The sequence below is a fragment of the Cupriavidus sp. SS-3 genome, from assembly GCF_035818815.1.
Taxonomy (GTDB): Bacteria; Pseudomonadota; Gammaproteobacteria; order Burkholderiales; family Burkholderiaceae; genus Cupriavidus; species Cupriavidus taiwanensis_C.
The window spans coordinates 34,063-52,693 of the sequence record NZ_JAYLVT010000002.1; the positions used below are offsets into that span (position 1 = coordinate 34,063).

The window sequence follows — 18,631 nt, forward strand, 5'->3', positions numbered from 1 at the left end:
GTTATGGCGAGGCCCAGGGTCAGGTCGAGCCGTCGCGGCCGCCCGGGACTTCAGGCCGGTCGTTCTGATAGGCCGGCAGCTGGCTGCCGCAGTGCTTGCAATACTGTGCGTCGGGCTCGTGCCCCTCGGTCAGGCAATGGGTGCAGGTGCGGGTCGTCAGTGGCCGCTTCATGATGCTGGCGGCCAGCTCGGCGCCGACGATGCCGGTGGGAAAGGCGATGATGCCGTAGCCCAGCAGGATCGTCAGCGAGGTGATGAACTGCCCCAGCGGCGTCTTCGGTACCATGTCGCCGAAGCCGGTGGTGGTCAGCGTCACCACGGCCCAGTACATGCTGACCGGGATGCTGTGGAAGCCGTGCTCCGGCCCCTCGACCACGTACATCACGGTGCCGAGGATCACGGTGATGATGAACACCGCGGCCAGGAACACGAAGATCTTGCGCCGGCTGTTGACCAGCGCGCGGTACAGGATCTCGGCTTCCTCGAAGTACACGGTCAGCTTCAGGATCCGGAACACGCGCAGCAGCCGCAGCAGCCGCACGTCGATCAGGAAATGCAGTTCCGGCACGAAGAACGCCAGCCAGGTCGGCATGATCGAGATGAAGTCGATGACGCCGTAGAAGCTCAGCGCATAGCGCCACGGCCGCCGCACCACCAGCAGGCGCATGGCGTACTCGGCCGTGAACAGCAGCGTGAACATCCATTCCAGCGCCGTGAATACCCGGCCCATGCGCTGGTTCACCGCGGGCAGGCTGTCGAGCATCACGATCATCACGCTGGTGACGATGGCCAGCAGCAGCGCGACATCGAACAGGCGGCCCTCGCGCGTATCGGCCTCGAAGATGATGGTGTACCAGCGCTGGCGCCAGCCGGCCTCGGGCTGGCCCAGGCGCTGGCGCGCCACGGCTTCCTGGTGCTGGCGCCGGCGTGGATTCTCTCGCATGGCGTGCTCAGAAGCGAGGCAGTTCGGGATGCGGCAGCAGGCCCTTCTTCACGTGCATCTTGCCGTATTCGGCGCAGCGCGCCAGCGTCGGGATGGCCTTGTCGGGGTTGAGCAGCCGCGCCGGGTCGAAGGCGGCCTTGACACCGAAGAAGGCGTCGCGCTCCGCGGTCGAGAACTGCACGCACATGGAGTTGAGCTTTTCCACGCCCACGCCGTGCTCGCCGGTGACGGTGCCGCCCAGCTCGACGCAGGTTTCCAGGATGTCGGCGCCGAACAGCTCGGCGCGGTGCCACTCGTCCACGTCGCCGCCGTCGAACAGCACCAGCGGGTGCATGTTGCCGTCGCCGGCATGGAACACGTTGATGCAGCGCAGGCCGTACTTCACTTCCATGGCCTCGATGCGCTTGAGCAGCGTGCCGATGTGCTTGCGCGGGATGGTGCCGTCCATGCAGTAATAGTCCGGCGAGATCCGCCCCGCCGCCGGGAAGGCGTTCTTGCGGCCGCTCCAGAAGCGCAGCCGCTCGGCCTCGTTCTGCGAGACCACGATGCGGGTGCAGCCCGATGCCGTCAGCACCGCGCTCATGCGCTCGATCTCCTCGGCCACTTCCTCGGGCGTGCCGTCGGACTCGCACAGCAGGATCGCGGCGGCATCGAGGTCATAGCCCGCATGCACGAACTGCTCGACCGCGGCGGTGGCGGGCTTGTCCATCATCTCCAGCCCGGCCGGGATGATGCCCGCGGCGATCACGTCGGCGACCGCGTTGCCGCCTTTCTCGACATCGTCGAAGCAGGCCATGATCACCTGCGCCAGCTGCGGCTTGGGGATCAGGCGCACGGTGACCTCGGTCACCACCGCCAGCATGCCCTCGGAGCCGATCAGCACGGCCAGCAGGTCCAGCCCGGGCGCGTCGGGAGCCTCGGAGCCGAACACCACCACCTCGCCGGACATCGTCACCGCGCGCACGCGCAGCACGTTGTGCACGGTCAGGCCGTACTTCAGGCAGTGCACGCCGCCGGAGTTCTCGCTGACGTTGCCGCCGATGGTGCAGGCGATCTGCGACGACGGGTCGGGCGCGTAGTACAGGTTGTGCGGCGCGGCGGCGTCCGAGATCGCCAGGTTGCGCACGCCCGGCTGGACCACCGCGGTGCGCGCATACGGATCGACCGACAGGATGCGCTTGAACTTGGCCAGCGACAGCACCAGGCCCTCGGCGATCGGCATGGCGCCGCCCGACAGGCTGGTGCCGGCGCCGCGCGGCACCACCGGCACGCCCAGCTGATGGCACAGCCGCAGGATGGCGCAGACCTGCTCCTCGGTGTCGGGCAGTGCTACCGCCATCGGCACCTGGCGGTACGCGGCCAGGCCGTCGCATTCATAGGGCACGGTGTCTTCCGGCTTCCACAGCACCGCGGCATCGGGCAGGATCTGCGCCAGGCCGGCCAGCAGCGCGTCACGACGGCCGTCGGCCGTGGCCGGAGTGTCGGCGGCGCCGGGAGCGAGGGTTTGGGCTTCGTGCGGGGCATTCATGAACGACTCCTGTGGGGTCTCCTGGGCGGCGGCCTGTAATGATCGTTTGCCGGCCTGCCGGCCGCGGCGGTGCAGTGCCGGCCGCGGGGGACGGGTGACTATAGCGCAGGCCACCGGGCGCGGGCACCACGCCGGACGTGAATTCGGCATGCCGGGCCGATCAATAATGCTCATCATGCCCGGCGGGCACGGGCGCCGGTTTCAGCGTAGCACCGGCGGCCGGCCAGCGGTAAGACGGGACAGGCGGGGGCTGCCTTCAGAGGTCCGGCCGCGCCGGGGCGGCCGGCAGCCGCAGCACCATGTCGAGCTTGTCGTGGAAGTGCGGCGCGACGTACAACGCATCGGGCTCCAGCCCGAAGCGCTCGAAGCCGAGCGATTCGTACAGGCGCACCGCGCCCGCGCTGCCGGCATTGACGCACAGCGTCACCTGGCGCACGCCCGGCATGGCGGCTGCCTGCTGCAGCGCGCGCAGCATCAGCGCGCGGCCGAGCTTGCGCGCGCGCCAGGCCGGCGCCACGTACATGCCGAAGATCGAGGCCTTGTGCCAGTGCTTGCGCCGGGGCTCGCGCATCACGCCAACCACGCCGGCCAGCGCCATGCCGCCGGGGGCGGCCTCGAAGGCGCCAAAGACGGCCTTGTCCGGGTTCGGCGCAAGGCGTTGCGCCACCGACTCCGGCGCCAGCTCCTGTTCTTCTTCCAGGCTGGCGGCAAACGCCTCGGGCGCCTCGGCAAGTCCCTGCAGCCGCAGCGCGTGGAAGGCCGCGGCATCGTCGGGGGTCAGCAGGCGGATTTCCATTGGCGCAGCCTCCTACCAGTCCAGGCTCAGCAGCCAGTCGACGAAATAGCGCGCCTCGGGCTTTAGCGGCGCCTGTTCGCGCTCGACGATGTAGTAGCCGTGCGGCGATACCGATTCCACATCTAGCAGCCGCACCATCTGCCCCAGCGACAGCCAGTGTCGCGCCATGCGCTGGCGCACCAGCGCCACGCCCTGGTTGGAGGCGATCGCCTCCAGCATCAGCCCGATGTCGTTGAACTGCGGGCCGGTCTGGGGCTCGGGCCAGTCCAGCCCGGCGGTCTCGAACCACGGCTTCCACGGCTCCAGCGGGCTGCGCAGCAGCACCAGGCCGTGCAGGTGCTCGGGCCTGGTGATGGCGCGGCCGTTGACGCGCTCGTAGTATTCGCGCCCGCACGCCGGGAACACCGGCTCCACCAGCAGCTTGGTGGTCTTCAGGTCGGGGTAGCGACCGGTGCCGTAGCGGATCTCGACATCGGTGTCCTCGGCCTTGACGTCGAGGAACGGGATCGCCAGGTGCAGCTCGAGGTCGATATGCGGATAGAGCGCGCCGAACTCCGGCAGCCGCGGCACCAAGTGCTGGCGCCCGAAGGTCGGCGGGATCGCCACGCGTAGCCGCGTGCGCAGCTTGTTGTACTCGGGACGGGCCAGCTCGTTGAGCGACTTGAGCGCGTCCTGCACGTTGCGCAGGTAGCGCGTGCCGGCGGCGGTCAGCCGCAGCGCGGCGTTGGCGCGCACGAACAGGTCTTCGCCCCACAGCTCCTCGAGGTTCTTGATCCGGTGCGAGACCGCGCTGGGCGTCACCGACAGTTCCTCGGCCGCGCGCGCGAAGCTGCCCAGGCGCGCGGCGGCCTCGAACGCGATCAGCAGGTGCAGCGGCGGGACGCGGTTGAACATGGAGGCCATCCGGTCGCAAGCTTTACTGCGCGGCGCCGCGCGTGGCGCTGAAGATCTTGCCCGGGTTCAGGATATGGTTGGGATCCAGTGCGTCCTTGATCGCGCGCATCAGGTCGAGCGCGTCCTCGCCGTGCTCGTCCACCAGGAAGCGCTGCTTGTGCAGGCCCACGCCGTGCTCGCCGGTGCAGGTGCCGCCCATCGCCAGCGCGCGTTCGACGATGCGCTGGTTGATGGCCTCGGCCTCGGCCATTTCCTCTGGCTTGTCAGGGTCGACCAGGATCGCCACGTGGAAGTTGCCGTCGCCGACATGGCCGACGATGGGGCAGGGCAGCGCCGAGGCGTTCAGGTCCTTCTCGGTCTCGGTGACGCAGTCGGCCAGGCGCGAGATCGGCACGCACACGTCGGTGGTGACCGACTTGCAGCCCGGCTTGAGCTGCAGCATCGCAAAGTACGCGGTATGGCGCGCATTCCACAGCCGGCTGCGGTCTTCCGGGCGCGTGGCCCACTCGAAGCCCTGGCCGCCGAAGTCGGCGGTGATCTGCTGCACGGTCTCGGCCTGCTCGCGCACGCCGGCCTCGGTGCCGTGGAATTCGAAGAACAGGTGCGGGGTCTCGGGCAGGGTCAGGTTGTCGTGGCGGTTGATGGCGCGGATCGCCAGCGCATCGACGAATTCCACGCGCGCCACCGGCACGCCCAGTTGAATGGTCTGGATCACGGCCTGCACCGCGCTGCCCATGCTGGGGAAGGCGCACACCGCGGCCGAGATCGCCTCGGGCTGCGGGTACAGCCGCACCGTGACCTCGGTGATGATGCCGAGCGTGCCTTCGCTGCCGATGAAGAGCCGGGTCAGATCATAGCCCGCCGACGACTTGCGCGCCTGCGTGCCGGTGCGGATCACGCGGCCGTCGGCGGTCACCACCGTCAGCGCCAGCACGTTCTCGCGCATGGTGCCGTAGCGCACCGCGTTGGTCCCCGACGCGCGCGTGGCGCACATGCCGCCCAGCGACGCGTCGGCGCCGGGGTCGATCGGGAAGAACAGGCCGGTGTCCTTGATCTCCTGGTTGAGCTGCTTGCGCGTGACGCCGGGCTGCACCGTCACGGTCAGGTCCTCGGGCTGCACCGCCAGCACCCGGTTCATCTGCGACAGGTCCAGGCTGATGCCGCCGGCCACCGCCAGCAGGTGGCCTTCCAGCGACGAGCCCGCGCCGTACGGGATCAGCGGCACGCCGTGCTGGTTGCACAGGCGCGCCACCTCGGCTACTTCCTCGGTGCTGTGGGCAAACACCACCGCATCGGGCAGCGCCGGCGGAAACGGCGATTCGTCGCGGCCGTGGTGCTCGCGCACGCCGGCGGAGGTGGTAAAGCGCTCGCCGAAGCGTGCCGCGAGGGCGTCGGCGATGGCGGGCGGCAGCGGACGGCGGGCGAGGGAGGCGGACGGCGTGGGGTGGTTCATGCGGGTCTCCGACGGGTCGGTGCGGCCTCATGGACGGCGAGGACGCCGAGGGTGCCGGCGGCAGGCTGGGGCGCGACCCGGTTATCGAATGGACGGATAACTGCATTCTACGCCGCGCGGCGGCTGGTGCACCTTCTCTCGGCGAGCGCGCGGCCGATAGCCGCACAAGCCGATGGCGACGCCAGCCCGTGCCGACGGACGCAGCGCGCATGGCTAAGTCACCGGCTCTGGCGCGATAATGCGCCATTTCCCAACGACCAACCGCTGACAAGGAGACCGGCATGGGCAACCGCCTGTCGAAGATCGCCACCCGCACCGGCGACGCCGGCACCACCGGCCTGGGCGACGGCAGCCGCACCGGCAAGGACAGCCTGCGCATCGCCGCGATCGGCGATGTCGATGAACTGAACTGCCACGTCGGCGTGCTGCTGACCGAAGACCTGCCCGCCGACGTGCGCGCCGCGCTGCTGCATATCCAGCACGACCTGTTCGACCTGGGCGGGGAGCTGTCCATCCCGGGCTATACGCTGCTCAAGCCCGAGCAGGTGGCGCAGCTCGACACCTGGCTGGCCGACTACAACGCCAACCTGCCGCGCCTGGCCGAATTCATCCTGCCCGGCGGCAGCCGCGCCGCGGCGCAGGCCCACGTCTGCCGCACCGTGTGCCGGCGCGCCGAGCGCGCGCTGGTGGCCCTGGGCGCGGCCGAGGCGCTGAACGAGGCGCCGCGCCAGTACCTGAACCGGCTCTCGGACCTGATGTTCGTGCTGGCGCGGGTGCTGAACCGGGCGGGCGGCGGCTCCGACGTGCTGTGGCAGCGCGATCGCGATGACACGGCCAAGTAATTCAAGAGCCACATAAAGCGTTCTGCCAGCGCTTCCTGCTCAAGCCGCGGCAGCGCCAGCCGTTGAATGAGGGCAGAAACCGAGAAAATTACTCGGATTTGCCGGTTCTGCCCTTGAAAAGCCCCCGGACGGCCACATTTCGGCCTCAGGTTGAATTGCAGCCGCGCGCATAGCGCTGGCTCAAGAGGAGAGAATAATGGGTAAGATCATCGGTATCGACCTCGGTACCACCAATAGCTGCGTCGCGATCATGGAGGGCAACACCCCCAAGGTCATCGAAAACTCGGAAGGCGCACGCACCACCCCGTCGATCATCGCCTACATGGAAGACGGCGAAATCCTGGTCGGCGCGCCCGCCAAGCGGCAGGCCGTGACCAACCCGCGTAACACGCTGTACGCGGTCAAGCGCCTGATCGGCCGCAAGTTCGAAGAGAAGGAAGTCCAGAAGGACATCGGCCTGATGCCGTATTCCATCGTCAAGGCCGACAACGGCGACGCATGGGTGTCGGTGCGCGACCAGAAGCTGGCCCCGCCGCAGGTCTCCGCCGAAGTGCTGCGCAAGATGAAGAAGACCGCCGAGGACTACCTCGGCGAGCCGGTGACCGAAGCCGTGATCACCGTGCCGGCCTACTTCAACGACTCGCAGCGCCAGGCGACCAAGGACGCCGGCCGCATCGCCGGCCTGGATGTCAAGCGCATCATCAACGAGCCGACCGCGGCCGCGCTGGCCTTCGGCCTGGACAAGAACGAGAAGGGCGACCGCAAGATCGCCGTGTATGACCTCGGCGGCGGCACCTTCGACATCTCGATCATCGAGATCGCGGATGTTGACGGCGAGAAGCAGTTCGAAGTGCTGTCGACCAATGGCGACACCTTCCTGGGCGGCGAAGACTTCGACCAGCGCATCATCGACTACATCATCGGCGAGTTCAAGAAGGACCAGGGCGTCGATCTGTCCAAGGACGTGCTCGCGCTGCAGCGCCTGAAGGAAGCCGCTGAAAAGGCCAAGATCGAACTGTCGAGCTCGCAGCAGACCGAGATCAACCTGCCGTACATCACGGCCGATGCCTCGGGTCCGAAGCACCTGAACCTGAAGATGACCCGCGCCAAGCTGGAATCGCTGGTCGAAGAGCTGATCACCCGCACCATCGAGCCGTGCCGCACCGCGATCAAGGATGCCGGCGTCAAGGTCAGCGACATCGACGACGTGATCCTGGTCGGCGGCATGACCCGCATGCCCAAGGTGCAGGAGCAGGTCAAGGAGTTCTTCGGCAAGGAAGCGCGCAAGGACGTGAACCCGGACGAAGCCGTGGCCGTCGGTGCCGCGATCCAGGGTTCGGTGCTGTCGGGCGACCGCAAGGACGTGCTGCTGCTGGACGTGACGCCGCTGTCGCTGGGTATCGAGACCCTGGGTGGCGTGATGACCAAGATGATCACCAAGAACACCACCATCCCGACCAAGCATGCGCAGGTGTTCTCGACCGCCGACGACAACCAGCCGGCCGTGACCATCAAGGTGTACCAGGGCGAGCGCGAGATGGCCACCGGCAACAAGCTGCTGGGCGAGTTCAACCTCGAGGGCATTCCGCCGGCACCGCGCGGCACGCCGCAGATCGAGGTCTCGTTCGACATCGACGCCAACGGCATCCTGCACGTGGGCGCCAAGGACAAGGCCAGCGGCAAGGAAAACCGGATCACCATCAAGGCCAACTCGGGCCTGTCGGAAGACGAGATCCAGCGCATGGTCAAGGACGCCGAGGCCAACGCCGAGGAAGACAAGAAGGCCCGCGAGCTGGCTGATGCCCGCAACCAGGCCGACGCGCTGATCCACTCGACCAAGAAGGCGCTGACCGAGTACGGCGACAAGCTGGACGCGGGCGAGAAGGAAAAGATCGAGGCCGCGATCAAGGAACTGGAAGACGCCGCACGCGGCGGCGACAAGACCGAGATCGACGCCAAGGTCAACGCGCTGTCCGAAGTCAGCCAGAAGCTGGGCGAGAAGGTCTACGCCGACATGCAGGCCAAGGCCGGCGAAGGCGCCGCGGCCGGTGCCGCGGGTGCCGCCGGCGGCCAGCAGCAGGCCCAGCCGCAGGACGACAACGTTGTGGACGCCGAATTCAAGGAAGTCAACGACAAGAAGTAATCGGGATACGCGGGCGGCGGTGCAGGCACTGGCCGGCGCCGCTCCCGCCCCGACGCCGGGCGACGGCCATCAGACCCGCGGGAAACCGCCGTCGGATGCCGCGCTCGGCTTTTTTGCTATTCGCCGGCCCGTGCCGCTTGCACCCGCCGGCCAATGAGGTAATGAGCCACCATGGCAAAACGTGACTATTACGAAGTGCTCGGGGTAGGCAAGAACGCGAGCGAAGACGAAGTCAAGAAGGCTTATCGCAAGCTCGCGATGAAATACCACCCGGACCGCAATCCGGACAGCAAGGAATCCGAGGAAAAGTTCAAGGAGGCCAAGGAGGCCTACGAGATGCTTTCCGACCCGGAGAAGAAGGCCGCGTACGACCAGTACGGCCATGCCGGCGTGGACCCGAACATGGCGGGCGGCTTCGGCGGCGCGCAGGGCTACGGCGGCTTTGCCGAGGCCTTCGGCGACATCTTCGGCGATATCTTCGGCCAGGGCGGCGGCGGCCGTCGCGGCGGCGGTCCGCAGGCCTACCGCGGCGCCGACCTGCGCTACAGCATGGAGATCTCGCTGGAGCAGGCCGCGCACGGCCACGAGGCCCAGATCCGCGTGCCGCACTGGGACGATTGCGACCACTGCCACGGCAACGGCGCCGAGCCCGGCTCCAGCGTCGAAACCTGCCCGACCTGCCACGGTGCGGGCCAGGTGCGCGTGTCGCAGGGCTTCTTCACCATGCAGCAGACCTGCCCGAAGTGCCACGGCAGCGGCAAGTTCATCCCCAAGCCCTGCACCAAGTGCCACGGCCAGGGCAAGCTGAAGTCGCAGAAGACGCTGGAAGTGAAGATCCCGGCCGGCATCGACGAAGGCATGCGTATCCGGTCATCCGGCAACGGCGAGCCGGGCATCAATGGCGGCCCGCCGGGCGACCTGTACGTGGAGGTCCACATCAAGCCGCACGCCGTGTTCGAGCGCGACGGCGACGACCTGCACTGCCAGATGCCGATCTCGTTCGCCACCGCGGCGCTGGGCGGCGACCTGGAAGTGCCGACGCTGAGCGGCAAGGCCACCTTCCCGGTGCCCGAGGCCACCCAGTCCGGCAAGACCTTCCGGCTGCGCGGCAAGGGCATCAAGGGCGTGCGCTCCGGCTACCCCGGCGACCTCTACGTGCATGTGAACGTGGAGACGCCGGTCAAGCTGACCGAGGCGCAGAAGGAAATGCTGCGCCAGTTCGACCGCTCGGTGCACGAGGGCGGCTCGCGCCACAGCCCGCAGGAAACCTCGTGGCTGGACAAGGTGAAGAGCTTCTTCAGCTGATCCGGCTTGGCGGTATGGAACCGGCCACGCGCGAGCGTGGCCGGTTTTGTTTTTTGGCGCATGACGCCGGCGAACCGCGGGTTTGCGCCCCTCACCCGCTTGCGGCAGAGGGGCCGGGGGAGAGGGCAGGCGCGCCCATCGCCCACCAGGCTTGCGCCGCGCGATAATGCATCACTGCTTTCCATGCTGGCGGCGCCGGCAAGCCTGTTTTTCCTGACGATTTCCCGTGGTAGCAAGCATCCAGCCCCCGCCCTCTCCCCCAGCCCCTCTGCCGCAAGCGGGAGAGGGGAGCACGCAAGCGGGCGGTGATGACGTCTTCGTCCTGCTCGACGACGCCACCGCACCCGCCGGGCAACCCGCATCCCGTCTCTACACCAGCTTCGTGCACGAAGACCTGCTGCCCCCCGGCAGCGACATCGCCCGACTCGACGCGATGCTCGCCGAAGGCTGGCGCCAGGGCTGGCACGCCACCGTGTTCGCGCCCTACGAATTCGGCGGCGCGCTGGTCGAGGCGCCGGTGCATACCGGCAACGCCATGCCGTTCCACGACGGTGCGCTGCGCCTGCTGTGGTTCGGCGCGCTGCAACGGCTCGATGCGGCGGCGGTGGCGGCGTGGCTGCAGACCCATGCGGAGGCGAAGCCAGCGGGCCTGATGGATATCGCTTCCGATACTTCGCGCGAAGCCTTCGACGACGCCATCGCGCGCATCCACCAGTGGATCGAAGCCGGCGACACCTACCAGGTCAACTACACCCAGCGCCTGCGCTGCGAGGCCTTCGGCGATCCGGTGGCGCTGTACGCGGCGCTGCGCGCCGCGCAGCCGGTGCCTTATGGCGTGCTGGCGCGGCTGCCGGATGACGCCATGGTGCTGTCGCTGTCGCCCGAGCTGTTCGTGCGCCACGATGGCCGGGGCCACCTGCTGACCCGGCCGATGAAGGGCACCGCGCCGCGCGCCGGCGATGCCGCGCGCGATGCGCAGGCCGCCGCAGCGCTGGCGGCCGATGCCAAGAACCGGGCGGAGAACGTGATGATCGTCGACCTGCTGCGCAACGACCTGGGCCGCATCGCGCAGCCGGGCAGCGTGGCGGTGCCGGAGCGCTTCGCGGTGCAGCCGTTCGGCGCGGTGCTGCAGATGACCTCTACCGTGACGGCGACGGCGCGGCCCGGCACCGGCTTCGGCGCGCTGATGGCGGCGCTGTTCCCGTGCGGCTCGATCACCGGCGCGCCCAAGCGGCGCACCATGCAGATCATTGCCGAGCTGGAGCACGCGCCGCGCGGGCTCTACACCGGCGCAATCGGCTGGATCGAGGCGCCGTCCGGCGCGGCCATGGCCGGTCCGTTCGCGCTGTCGGTGGCGATCCGCACGCTGGTGCTGGCGCCGCCAGCGGCCAGCGGCTTGCGCGCCGGCGAAATGGGAGTGGGCGGCGGCATCGTCCATGACAGCGTGGCGGCGGAGGAATTCGCCGAATGCGGCTGGAAGGCGCGCTTCCTGACCCGCCACGATCCCGGCTTCGCGCTGTTCGAGACCCTGCGCGCGCAAGACGGCGCCTGCCCGCACCTGGCGCGGCACCTGGCGCGCATCGGGGCCTCGGCGCAGGCGTTCGGCTTTGCCTTCGACGCCAACGCCGCGCGCGAGGCGGTGGCCGCGCAGGCGGCAAAACTGGGTGCCGGCAGCTGGCGCCTGCGCCTGAGCGTGGACAAGTCCGGCACGCTGTCGTTCGCCAGCGGCGCGCTGGCGCCGTTGCCGGCGGGGCCGGTCGGTGTCGACCTCGCGCCGGACCCGCTGCCGCCGGCCGACCCGCTGCGCCGCCACAAGACCAGTGCGCGCGCGCTCTTCGATGCCGGCTGGCAGGCCGCCGAGCGCGCCGGCGGCTTCGACCGGCTGTTCTTCAACACGCGCGGCGAACTGCTCGAGGGCGGGCGCAGCTCGGTGTTCGTGCGCATCGATGGCCGCTGGCTGACGCCGCCGCTGTCGGCCGACATCCTGCCGGGCGTGATGCGGGCGGTGGTGCTGGAGGCGGGCGGCGCGGCGCTGGGCGCGCCGGGCGAGCCGGTCGAAGAAGCGGTGGTCCCACGCGCGATGCTGGCGCGCGCCGAGGCCATCGTGCTGGTCAACGCCCTGCGCGGCGCGATGCCGGCGAAGTTGCAGGCCTGAGCCGCTGATTAGGGGTGGTGGGTGTCGAGTACGCCGTCGCCCAGTTTCCAGCGCACCACGCCGGGCAGGTTGATCAGCTCGCGGTCGTGGCAGATCATCACCACGGTGCGGCCTTCGGCGGCAAGGTCGCCGACCAGTGCGATCACCTGCTCGCGCGCGTGCCCGTCCAGGCTGGAGGTGGGTTCGTCGAGCAGCAGCAATTCCGGCTCCAGCACCTTGGCGCGCGCCAGCGCGACGCGCTGGATCTCGCCACCGGACAGGTATTCGGGCGCGGTGTCCTGCAGGTGCGAGACCCCGGCCCAGCCCAGCGCCTCGCCCACGCGCAGGTCGATCTCATGGCGCGGCAGGCCGCGCGCGCGCAGGCCGTAGGCGATGTTCTCGCGCACCGAGGTGCGGAACAGGTAGGGGTGCTGGTGCAGGTAGGCAATGCGCCGGCGCAGCGCGGGCGGCAGCGGTGTCAGCGCCGCGCTGTGGGCGTGGCCCTGCGCATCGGTCCAGTGCGCGACCGCGCCGGGCGCGGGCTCCAGCCCCGCCAGCATGCGCAGCAGCGTGGTCTTGCCGGCGCCGTTCATGCCGGTCATGACGATCGCAGTGGCGCGCGGGATCACCAGCGTGTCGATCGCGAACAGCTTGCGCAGGCCGATGCTGCGCGCCAGCCCGCGCACGATCAGCAGCGGGCCGTCGTCGGCGGCAACGGTCGGTGTCATCGGCGAAAGCCCCCGGCACCCTGCAGCCAGGCCATGCCGATATTGACCAGCAGCGCCAGCGCCACCAGCACCAGGCCCAGCGCAATGCCCTGCGCGAATTCGCCCTTGCTGGTTTCCAGCGCGATGGCGGTGGTGATGGTGCGGGTCGAGCCCTCGATATTGCCGCCGATCATCAGCGCCGAGCCCACTTCGGCAATGACCCGGCCAAAGCCGGCGACCACCGCCGCCATCAGCCCGAAGCGCAGTTCGCGCAGCACCGTGGCGAAGGTGCGCCAGCGGCCGGCGCCCAGCACCCAGGCAGTCTCGCGCAGGCGCACGTCGGCGCCCTGCAGCGTCGACAGCGCAAACGCCAGCACCACCGGGAAGCCGATCACGGCCTGCCCCAGCACCATGCCGGCAGGGGTGAACAGCAGGTGCAGGCTGCCCAGCGGACCCTGGCGCGTCAGCAGCAGGTAGAGGATCAGCCCGACCAGCACGGTCGGGAACGACAGGAAGGCCTGCGCCACCACCACCACGGCGCGGCGGCCCGGGAACTGGCGCGTGGCGATCAGCCACGCCGCGGCGATGGCCGGCACGGTGGCAATCGCCAGCCCCAGCACCGCCACCACCAGCGAGGTCCAGACGATGAACCACAGGCCGGCGTCGCCGCTGGCCAGCAGGCGGAAGGCTTCGGCGGTGGCGCTGCCGATCTCCACCTCGTCAGGCGGAGAAGGTGTGCTCGACGGCGGGGAAGCTGCCGTCCTTGACGGCGGCCACGTAGGCACGCACCGCGGCCTCGATCGACGGCTGGCCGTCCATGAAGTTGCGCACGAACTTGGCCTTGCGGCCCGGATAGATGTTGAGCATGTCCTGCAGCACCAGCACCTGGCCCGAGCAGTCGGCGCCGGCGCCGATGCCGATGGTGGGCACCGCCAGCGACTGCGTGATCTCGCCGGCCAGCGCCGCCGGCACCGCCTCCATCAGCACCACCTGGGCGCCGGCGGCCTGCAGCGCCAGTGCATCGCGCCTGAGCTGGGCCGCGCCGGCGTCGGTCTTGCCCTGCACCTTGAAGCCGCCCAGCGCATGCACCGACTGCGGCGTCAGGCCGATATGCGCGCACACCGGGATGCTGCGCTCGACCAGGAACCTGACGATCGGCGCGAGCCAGTCGCCGCCTTCGAGCTTGACCATCTGCGCGCCCGCCTTCATCAGCGTGACGGCGCTGGCAAACGCGGCTTCCGGCGTCGGATAGGTGCCGAACGGCAGGTCGGTCAGCAGCAGCGCGGTCTGGTTGCCGCGCGCGGCGCATTCGGTGTGGTAGGCCATCTGTTCCAGCGTGACCGGCAGCGTGGTCTGCTGGCCCTGCATCACATTGCCCAGCGAGTCGCCCACCAGGATCATCTCCACGCCGCAGTAGTCGAGCAGCGCGGCGAAGCTGGAGTCGTACGCGGTCAGCATGGCGATTTTCTCGCCGGCGTCACGCATCGCCTGCAGTTTGGGAATCGTGATGGTCTTGCGGGAGGGATCGAGGAGGTAGCTCATGGCAGTGCCCGTGTAGGACGGCCTTGCCGGTGCCGGGAGGGCGGCCCGCACGGCAACGACAGCCGTCGTTATTGTGTTGTGTCTGGCAGGCGAGGATGCCTGTCAGGGCGCGGCGAGATTGAGAAAGGCCTTGCGGCCGCGCATGTTTTCGATGCGCGACAGTAGTGTACGGAAATCGTCGTCATTGTCCACCGGATTGAAGTGGGCGGTGTCGACCACCAGCACCGGGGCGTCGTCGTAGCGGTGGAACAGTTCGCCATAGGCGCCGGCCAGGCGCTGCAGGTAGTGTTCGTCGATGCCGGCCTCGCCGGGCTCGCCACGGCGCACGATGCGCTCGCGCAAGAGCGAGGGGGTTGCCTGCAGCACGATCACCAGGTCGGCGCGTTGCGGCGGCAGCGCCAGCCGCGCGGCGATGCCGTCGTACAGCGCCAGTTCGTCCTCGGACAGCGTCAGCGCGGCATGCAGGCGGTCTTTGGCGATCAGGAAGTTGCTGACCATGCGCTGGCCGGCGGCGACGCCCGCCTGCCACTGCTGCAGCTGCACCGCGCGCTGGGTCAGGCACCACAGCTGCAGCGCCAGCGCATGGCGCGCGGGGTCGCGGTAGAACGGCTCGAGAAACGGGCTGCGGCGCGCGTGGTCAGGCAGTTCCTGCGCCTGCAGCGTGCGCGCCAGACGCTGCGCCAGCGAGGTCTTGCCGGATCCGACGGGGCCTTCGACGACAATGCGGCGCAGGTGATCGAGCATGGCGCTCCGGGCGTCAGTGTGGAGGATGGCAGTGCCGCGGGCGCTGCCGGGCGGGCTCAGCCGGGGGTGCCGCCACGGTCGGGCTCGCCGGCGGCGGCCTGCATGCGCAGGCACTTGCAGGTGGAAACCTTCTCGATGCGCTGCGCGCCCACGCCGGCCAGGTAGTCGGCCGCGCGGCCCCGCCCCGGGATCGCCAGCGCGGCGTCCAGCTCCAGCAGCGGCACCAGCGTGAAGGCACGCTCGGTCAGGCGCGGGTGCGGCACGGTCAGGTGCTCGTGGTCGTGCTGTTCGTCGCCGAACAGCAGCAGGTCCAGGTCCAGCGTGCGCGGCGCGTTGCGGAACGGGCGCTCGCGGCCGAACTGGTCTTCGATGTGGTGGCAGATGCGCAGCAGCTGCGATGCGGTGAACGAGGTCTGCACCTTGACCACCGCGTTGTAGTAGTCGTCGCCGCCGGCATCGACCGGCGCGGTGCGATAGAGCGAGGAACGCGCCAGCACCGTGATGCCGACCTGCTGGGCCAGGCACACGATGGCGTCCTTGATGGCCTGGCGGGCATCGCCAATATTTGCGCCGATGCCGATGAAGGCGAGAGTCATTTACGTTTCCTCCGGCTGGCCGGGGCCGGCATGTGCTGCCTCGCCCGCGTCCGAGTCGCTCCGGGAAGAAACTTTATCCGATTTCCGCGGACCGCGCCGGCGGCGCTTCTTGCGGGCCGGGCCTTCGCCTTCCGCACCCTGCGCGCTACCTTGGCCGCCACCCTGGCCGCGCGCGCTGCGCACCGCGTCGATCAGGTCTTCGCGCTCATGCGGCTCGGCGTTCTGGAAATCATTCCACCAGGCGGCCAGCTCTTCCGGCAGCTCGCCCGACTGGCAGCGCAGCGCCAGGAAATCGTAGCCGGCGCGGAAGCGCGGCGATTCCAGCAGCCGGAACGGCATGCGGCCGACGCGCTTTTCGAAGCGCGGCTGCATGCCCCAGATATCGCGCATGTCGGTGACAAAGCGGCGCTGGATCGCGAGCTGGCCGGTCTGCTTTTCCAGCACCGTGTCCATGGCGGCGTTGAGCGCGGCGATGGCGTGCTCGCCCTCGTCGCGCAGCTTGTTCCAGCGCTGCAGCACGTGGTGCCACAGCAGCGCGGCGAACAGGAAGCCCGGCGACACCGGCTTGCCGGCCTGCACGCGGCGGTCGGTGTTGTCCAGCGCCAGCTGCACGAAGCGCTGGCCCATGGGTTGCTCCAGCGCCACGTCCAGCAGCGGCAGCAGGCCCTTGTGCAGGCCGGCCTTGCGCAGCTCCTGCAGCGAGGCCCAGGCGTGGCCGGACATCAGCAGCTTGAGCATCTCGTCGAACAGGCGCGCGCTGGGCACGTTGTGGATCAGTTCGGCCAGGCCGGCGATCGGCAGGCGCGTGGCCTCGTCGATATCGAAGCCGGTCTTGGCGGCGAAGCGCACCACGCGCAGCATCCGCACCGGATCTTCGCGATAGCGCGTGGCCGGGTCGCCGATCATGCGCAGCAGGCGCGCGCGGATGTCTTCCATGCCGTGATGGTAGTCATGCACGGTCTGCGCGGCCGGGTCGTAGTACATCGCGTTGATGGTGAAGTCGCGGCGTTCCGCGTCTTCGGCCTGCGAGCCCCATACGTTGTCGCGCAGCACGCGGCCCGAGGCGTCGATCGCATGGGTCTTGCTGTCGAGCTCGGCACGCTTCAGGCGGCGGCCTTCGGGCAGGGTCTCGCTGGCGATGGCGTCGACCAGCGCACGGAAGGTCGAGACCTCGATGATTTCCTGCTCGCGCCCGCCGTAGAAGGTCACGTGCACGATCTGGAAGCGCCGGCCGATGATGCGCGAGCGGCGGAACAGCGACTGCACCTGCTCGGGCGTGGCATTGGTGGCGACGTCGAAGTCCTTGGGCTTGATGCCGAGCAGCAGGTCGCGCACGGCGCCGCCGACGATATAGGCCTGGTAGCCGGCCTGCTGCAGCGTGGAGGTGACCTTGACAGCATTGCGCGACAGCAGCGTGGGGTCGATCTGGTGCTCGTCCACGTTGACGATGCGCGGCGTATGGGCGCGGCCGGTACGGCGCTGCTTGGGGCCGGGTTTGCCCAGCAGCCGGGTAATGAGCTTCTTGATCACGTCAGAACAGATCCATGATGCGCCAGCCGGCCGCGGCGGCGTGGTGGCGCAGGCGATCGTCCGGGTTGGTGGCGATCGGCTCGGTGACCTTCTCCAGCAGGGGCAGGTCGTTGGCCGAGTCGCTGTAGAAAGTGGTGGTCTCGAAGTTGTCCCAGCCCGCGCCCTGGGCCTTGAGCCAGGCTTCGACGCGGGTGATCTTGCCTTCGCGGAAGCTGGGCACGCCCTCGACCTCGCCGGTGAACTGGCTCTCGGGCTTGCCATCGACGGTGGCCGGCTCGGTCGCGATCAGGTGCTTGATGCCGAAGGCGGCGGCGATCGGCGCGGTGACGAAGCTGTTGGTGGCGGTGACCACGGCGCACAGGTCGCCGGCTTCGAGGTGCTTGTAGACCAGCGCGCGCGCCTGTGGCGTGATCACCGGGTCGATCACCTCGTGCATGAAGCGCACCCGCATGGCATCGAGCCGGTCGCGCGGATTGGCCGCCAGCGGCGCCAGCGCGAAGCGCAGGAAGGCCTGGATATCGAGCGTGCCGGCCTTGTAGTGGCCGTAGAACTCGTCGTTCTTCTGCCGGTAGATTACCTCGTCGACGACGCCCAGGCGGACCAGGAAGCGGCCCCATTCATGGTCGCTGTCGGTCGGGATCAGGGTGTGGTCGAGGTCAAAGAGTGCCAGATTCATGGGCGGCGATTTTACCTGAAGGCAGGATGGGGGGAGGGGAGCATGCGGTGCCGGGGCCGCCGTCTAATCCCGGAATTCGGCGAACATCTCGCGCAGCAGCGGCAGCGTGACCGGCCGCTTGCGTTCGAGCGAATAGGTGTCGAGCGCATCCAGCAGCGCCATCAGGCTGGGCATGTCGCGGTAGTGCCGCGTCACCAGCCAGTGCGTGATCTCGGGCGACAGCTGCAGGCCGCGCTCGCGTGCCGCATGGAGCACGGCGGCCTTCTTGTCGTCGTCGGACAACGGCGCGACCTGGTACACCAGGCCCCAGCCCAGGCGGGTGCGCAGGTCCTCGCGCACCGGCATCGCGCGCGGCGCCAGGCCGCCCGCCACCACCAGCGCGGTGCGCCCGTGCGCGCGCACCTCGTTGTAGAGCGAGAACACCGCGATCTGGCGCGCTTCGTCGAGCAGCTCGACGTCATCGACGGTGTAGAGCTGGCACCAGGGGTCGAACAGGAAATCGGACAGCGGATGGTGCGGGCTCAGGTAGCGGCAGCGGATGCCGTGCTGCGGCCCGGCCTCGCACACCGCATGCAGCAGATGGGTGCGGCCGCAGCCGACCTCGCCCCACAGGTAGATCAGGCGGTCGCTGGCGTGCTCCTGCGCGAGCGCGGGCGGCAATTCGCGCAGCCGCTGCACCGCCTCGCGGTTGGACGCCACCACGAAATTCTCGAAGGTCGAAGGCGGCGGGCTGCCCAGCTCGAGCGACAATTGCTTGGGACGCGGGGACATGACGTATGGCTAACTTCGGCTAGATTC

The 18,631-nt window shown here is 69.1% G+C and carries 17 protein-coding genes; 4 read left to right on the plus strand and 13 right to left on the minus strand.

Going from position 1 to position 18,631, the window contains the following annotated elements:
* Positions 1–19: 19 nt before the first annotated feature.
* From U9J39_RS03500 to U9J39_RS03520, 5 genes are all read right to left on the minus strand, one after another.
* On the minus strand, positions 20–943 hold the full coding sequence (locus U9J39_RS03500) for an ion transporter (RefSeq protein ID WP_326346542.1): 924 nt from the start codon (positions 941–943) through the stop codon (positions 20–22).
* A 7-nt stretch (positions 944–950) separates the two neighbouring features.
* On the minus strand, positions 951–2,471 hold the full coding sequence (locus U9J39_RS03505) for an FAD-linked oxidase C-terminal domain-containing protein (RefSeq protein WP_116313037.1): 1,521 nt from the start codon (positions 2,469–2,471) through the stop codon (positions 951–953).
* A 256-nt stretch (positions 2,472–2,727) separates the two neighbouring features.
* Positions 2,728–3,267, minus strand: coding sequence for a GNAT family N-acetyltransferase (locus tag U9J39_RS03510; RefSeq protein WP_116313036.1), 540 nt, complete (start codon positions 3,265–3,267; stop codon positions 2,728–2,730).
* A gap of 12 nt (positions 3,268–3,279) precedes the next feature.
* Positions 3,280–4,170 (minus strand): LysR substrate-binding domain-containing protein, encoded by an 891-nt coding sequence (locus U9J39_RS03515; RefSeq protein ID WP_115681073.1) that lies wholly within the window; start codon positions 4,168–4,170, stop codon positions 3,280–3,282.
* 13 nt (positions 4,171–4,183) lie between these two features.
* Positions 4,184–5,614, minus strand: coding sequence for an FAD-binding oxidoreductase (locus U9J39_RS03520; RefSeq protein WP_326346543.1), 1,431 nt, complete (start codon positions 5,612–5,614; stop codon positions 4,184–4,186).
* A 281-nt stretch (positions 5,615–5,895) separates the two neighbouring features.
* Here U9J39_RS03520 and U9J39_RS03525 point away from each other — a divergent pair, with 281 nt between their 5' ends.
* The 4 genes from U9J39_RS03525 (at position 5,896) to pabB (ending at position 12,059) form a co-directional block, all read left to right on the plus strand.
* On the plus strand, positions 5,896–6,456 hold the full coding sequence (locus tag U9J39_RS03525; protein WP_115681071.1) for a cob(I)yrinic acid a,c-diamide adenosyltransferase: 561 nt from the start codon (positions 5,896–5,898) through the stop codon (positions 6,454–6,456).
* 196 nt (positions 6,457–6,652) lie between these two features.
* Entirely contained in the window at positions 6,653–8,599 is a 1,947-nt protein-coding gene (gene dnaK, locus U9J39_RS03530; RefSeq protein WP_115681070.1) for a molecular chaperone DnaK, read from the plus strand.
* Positions 8,600–8,770: 171 nt separating this feature from the next.
* Complete coding sequence (gene dnaJ / locus U9J39_RS03535) at positions 8,771–9,904, plus strand: molecular chaperone DnaJ (RefSeq protein ID WP_326346544.1); 1,134 nt, start codon at positions 8,771–8,773, stop codon at positions 9,902–9,904.
* 226 nt (positions 9,905–10,130) lie between these two features.
* Positions 10,131–12,059 (plus strand): aminodeoxychorismate synthase component I, encoded by a 1,929-nt coding sequence (gene pabB / locus U9J39_RS03540; protein ID WP_326346545.1) that lies wholly within the window; start codon positions 10,131–10,133, stop codon positions 12,057–12,059.
* Between the two features lie 8 nt (positions 12,060–12,067).
* Here pabB and U9J39_RS03545 read toward each other — a convergent pair whose 3' ends face one another.
* The 8 genes from U9J39_RS03545 to hda all read right to left on the minus strand — a co-directional run bounded on the left by U9J39_RS03545 (position 12,068) and on the right by hda (position 18,604).
* The gene (locus U9J39_RS03545; protein WP_326346546.1) at positions 12,068–12,766 is read right to left on the minus strand and encodes an energy-coupling factor ABC transporter ATP-binding protein; all 699 of its coding nucleotides are present in this window, start codon (positions 12,764–12,766) and stop codon (positions 12,068–12,070) included.
* A complete protein-coding gene (locus tag U9J39_RS03550; RefSeq protein WP_326346547.1) occupies positions 12,763–13,461 on the minus strand; it encodes an ABC transporter permease in 699 nt (232 codons plus the stop codon). The genes U9J39_RS03545 and U9J39_RS03550 overlap by 4 nt, the downstream gene beginning before the upstream one ends.
* Positions 13,462–13,465: 4 nt before the next feature.
* Positions 13,466–14,287: a 3-methyl-2-oxobutanoate hydroxymethyltransferase gene (panB, locus tag U9J39_RS03555; protein WP_115704616.1), complete on the minus strand. Its 822-nt coding sequence runs from the start codon at positions 14,285–14,287 to the stop codon at positions 13,466–13,468.
* Between the two features lie 102 nt (positions 14,288–14,389).
* Entirely contained in the window at positions 14,390–15,031 is a 642-nt protein-coding gene (locus U9J39_RS03560) for a deoxynucleoside kinase (RefSeq protein WP_115710711.1), read from the minus strand.
* Between the two features lie 56 nt (positions 15,032–15,087).
* Positions 15,088–15,627 (minus strand): 2-amino-4-hydroxy-6-hydroxymethyldihydropteridine diphosphokinase, encoded by a 540-nt coding sequence (folK, locus tag U9J39_RS03565; RefSeq protein WP_115681065.1) that lies wholly within the window; start codon positions 15,625–15,627, stop codon positions 15,088–15,090.
* On the minus strand, positions 15,628–17,157 hold the full coding sequence (gene pcnB, locus U9J39_RS03570) for a polynucleotide adenylyltransferase PcnB (RefSeq protein ID WP_115710707.1): 1,530 nt from the start codon (positions 17,155–17,157) through the stop codon (positions 15,628–15,630).
* 1 nt (position 17,158) lies between these two features.
* Positions 17,159–17,833 (minus strand): HAD family hydrolase, encoded by a 675-nt coding sequence (locus U9J39_RS03575; RefSeq protein ID WP_115681063.1) that lies wholly within the window; start codon positions 17,831–17,833, stop codon positions 17,159–17,161.
* A 63-nt stretch (positions 17,834–17,896) separates the two neighbouring features.
* A complete protein-coding gene (hda, locus tag U9J39_RS03580; RefSeq protein ID WP_012353781.1) occupies positions 17,897–18,604 on the minus strand; it encodes a DnaA regulatory inactivator Hda in 708 nt (235 codons plus the stop codon).
* Between the last annotated feature and the right edge of the window lie 27 nt (positions 18,605–18,631).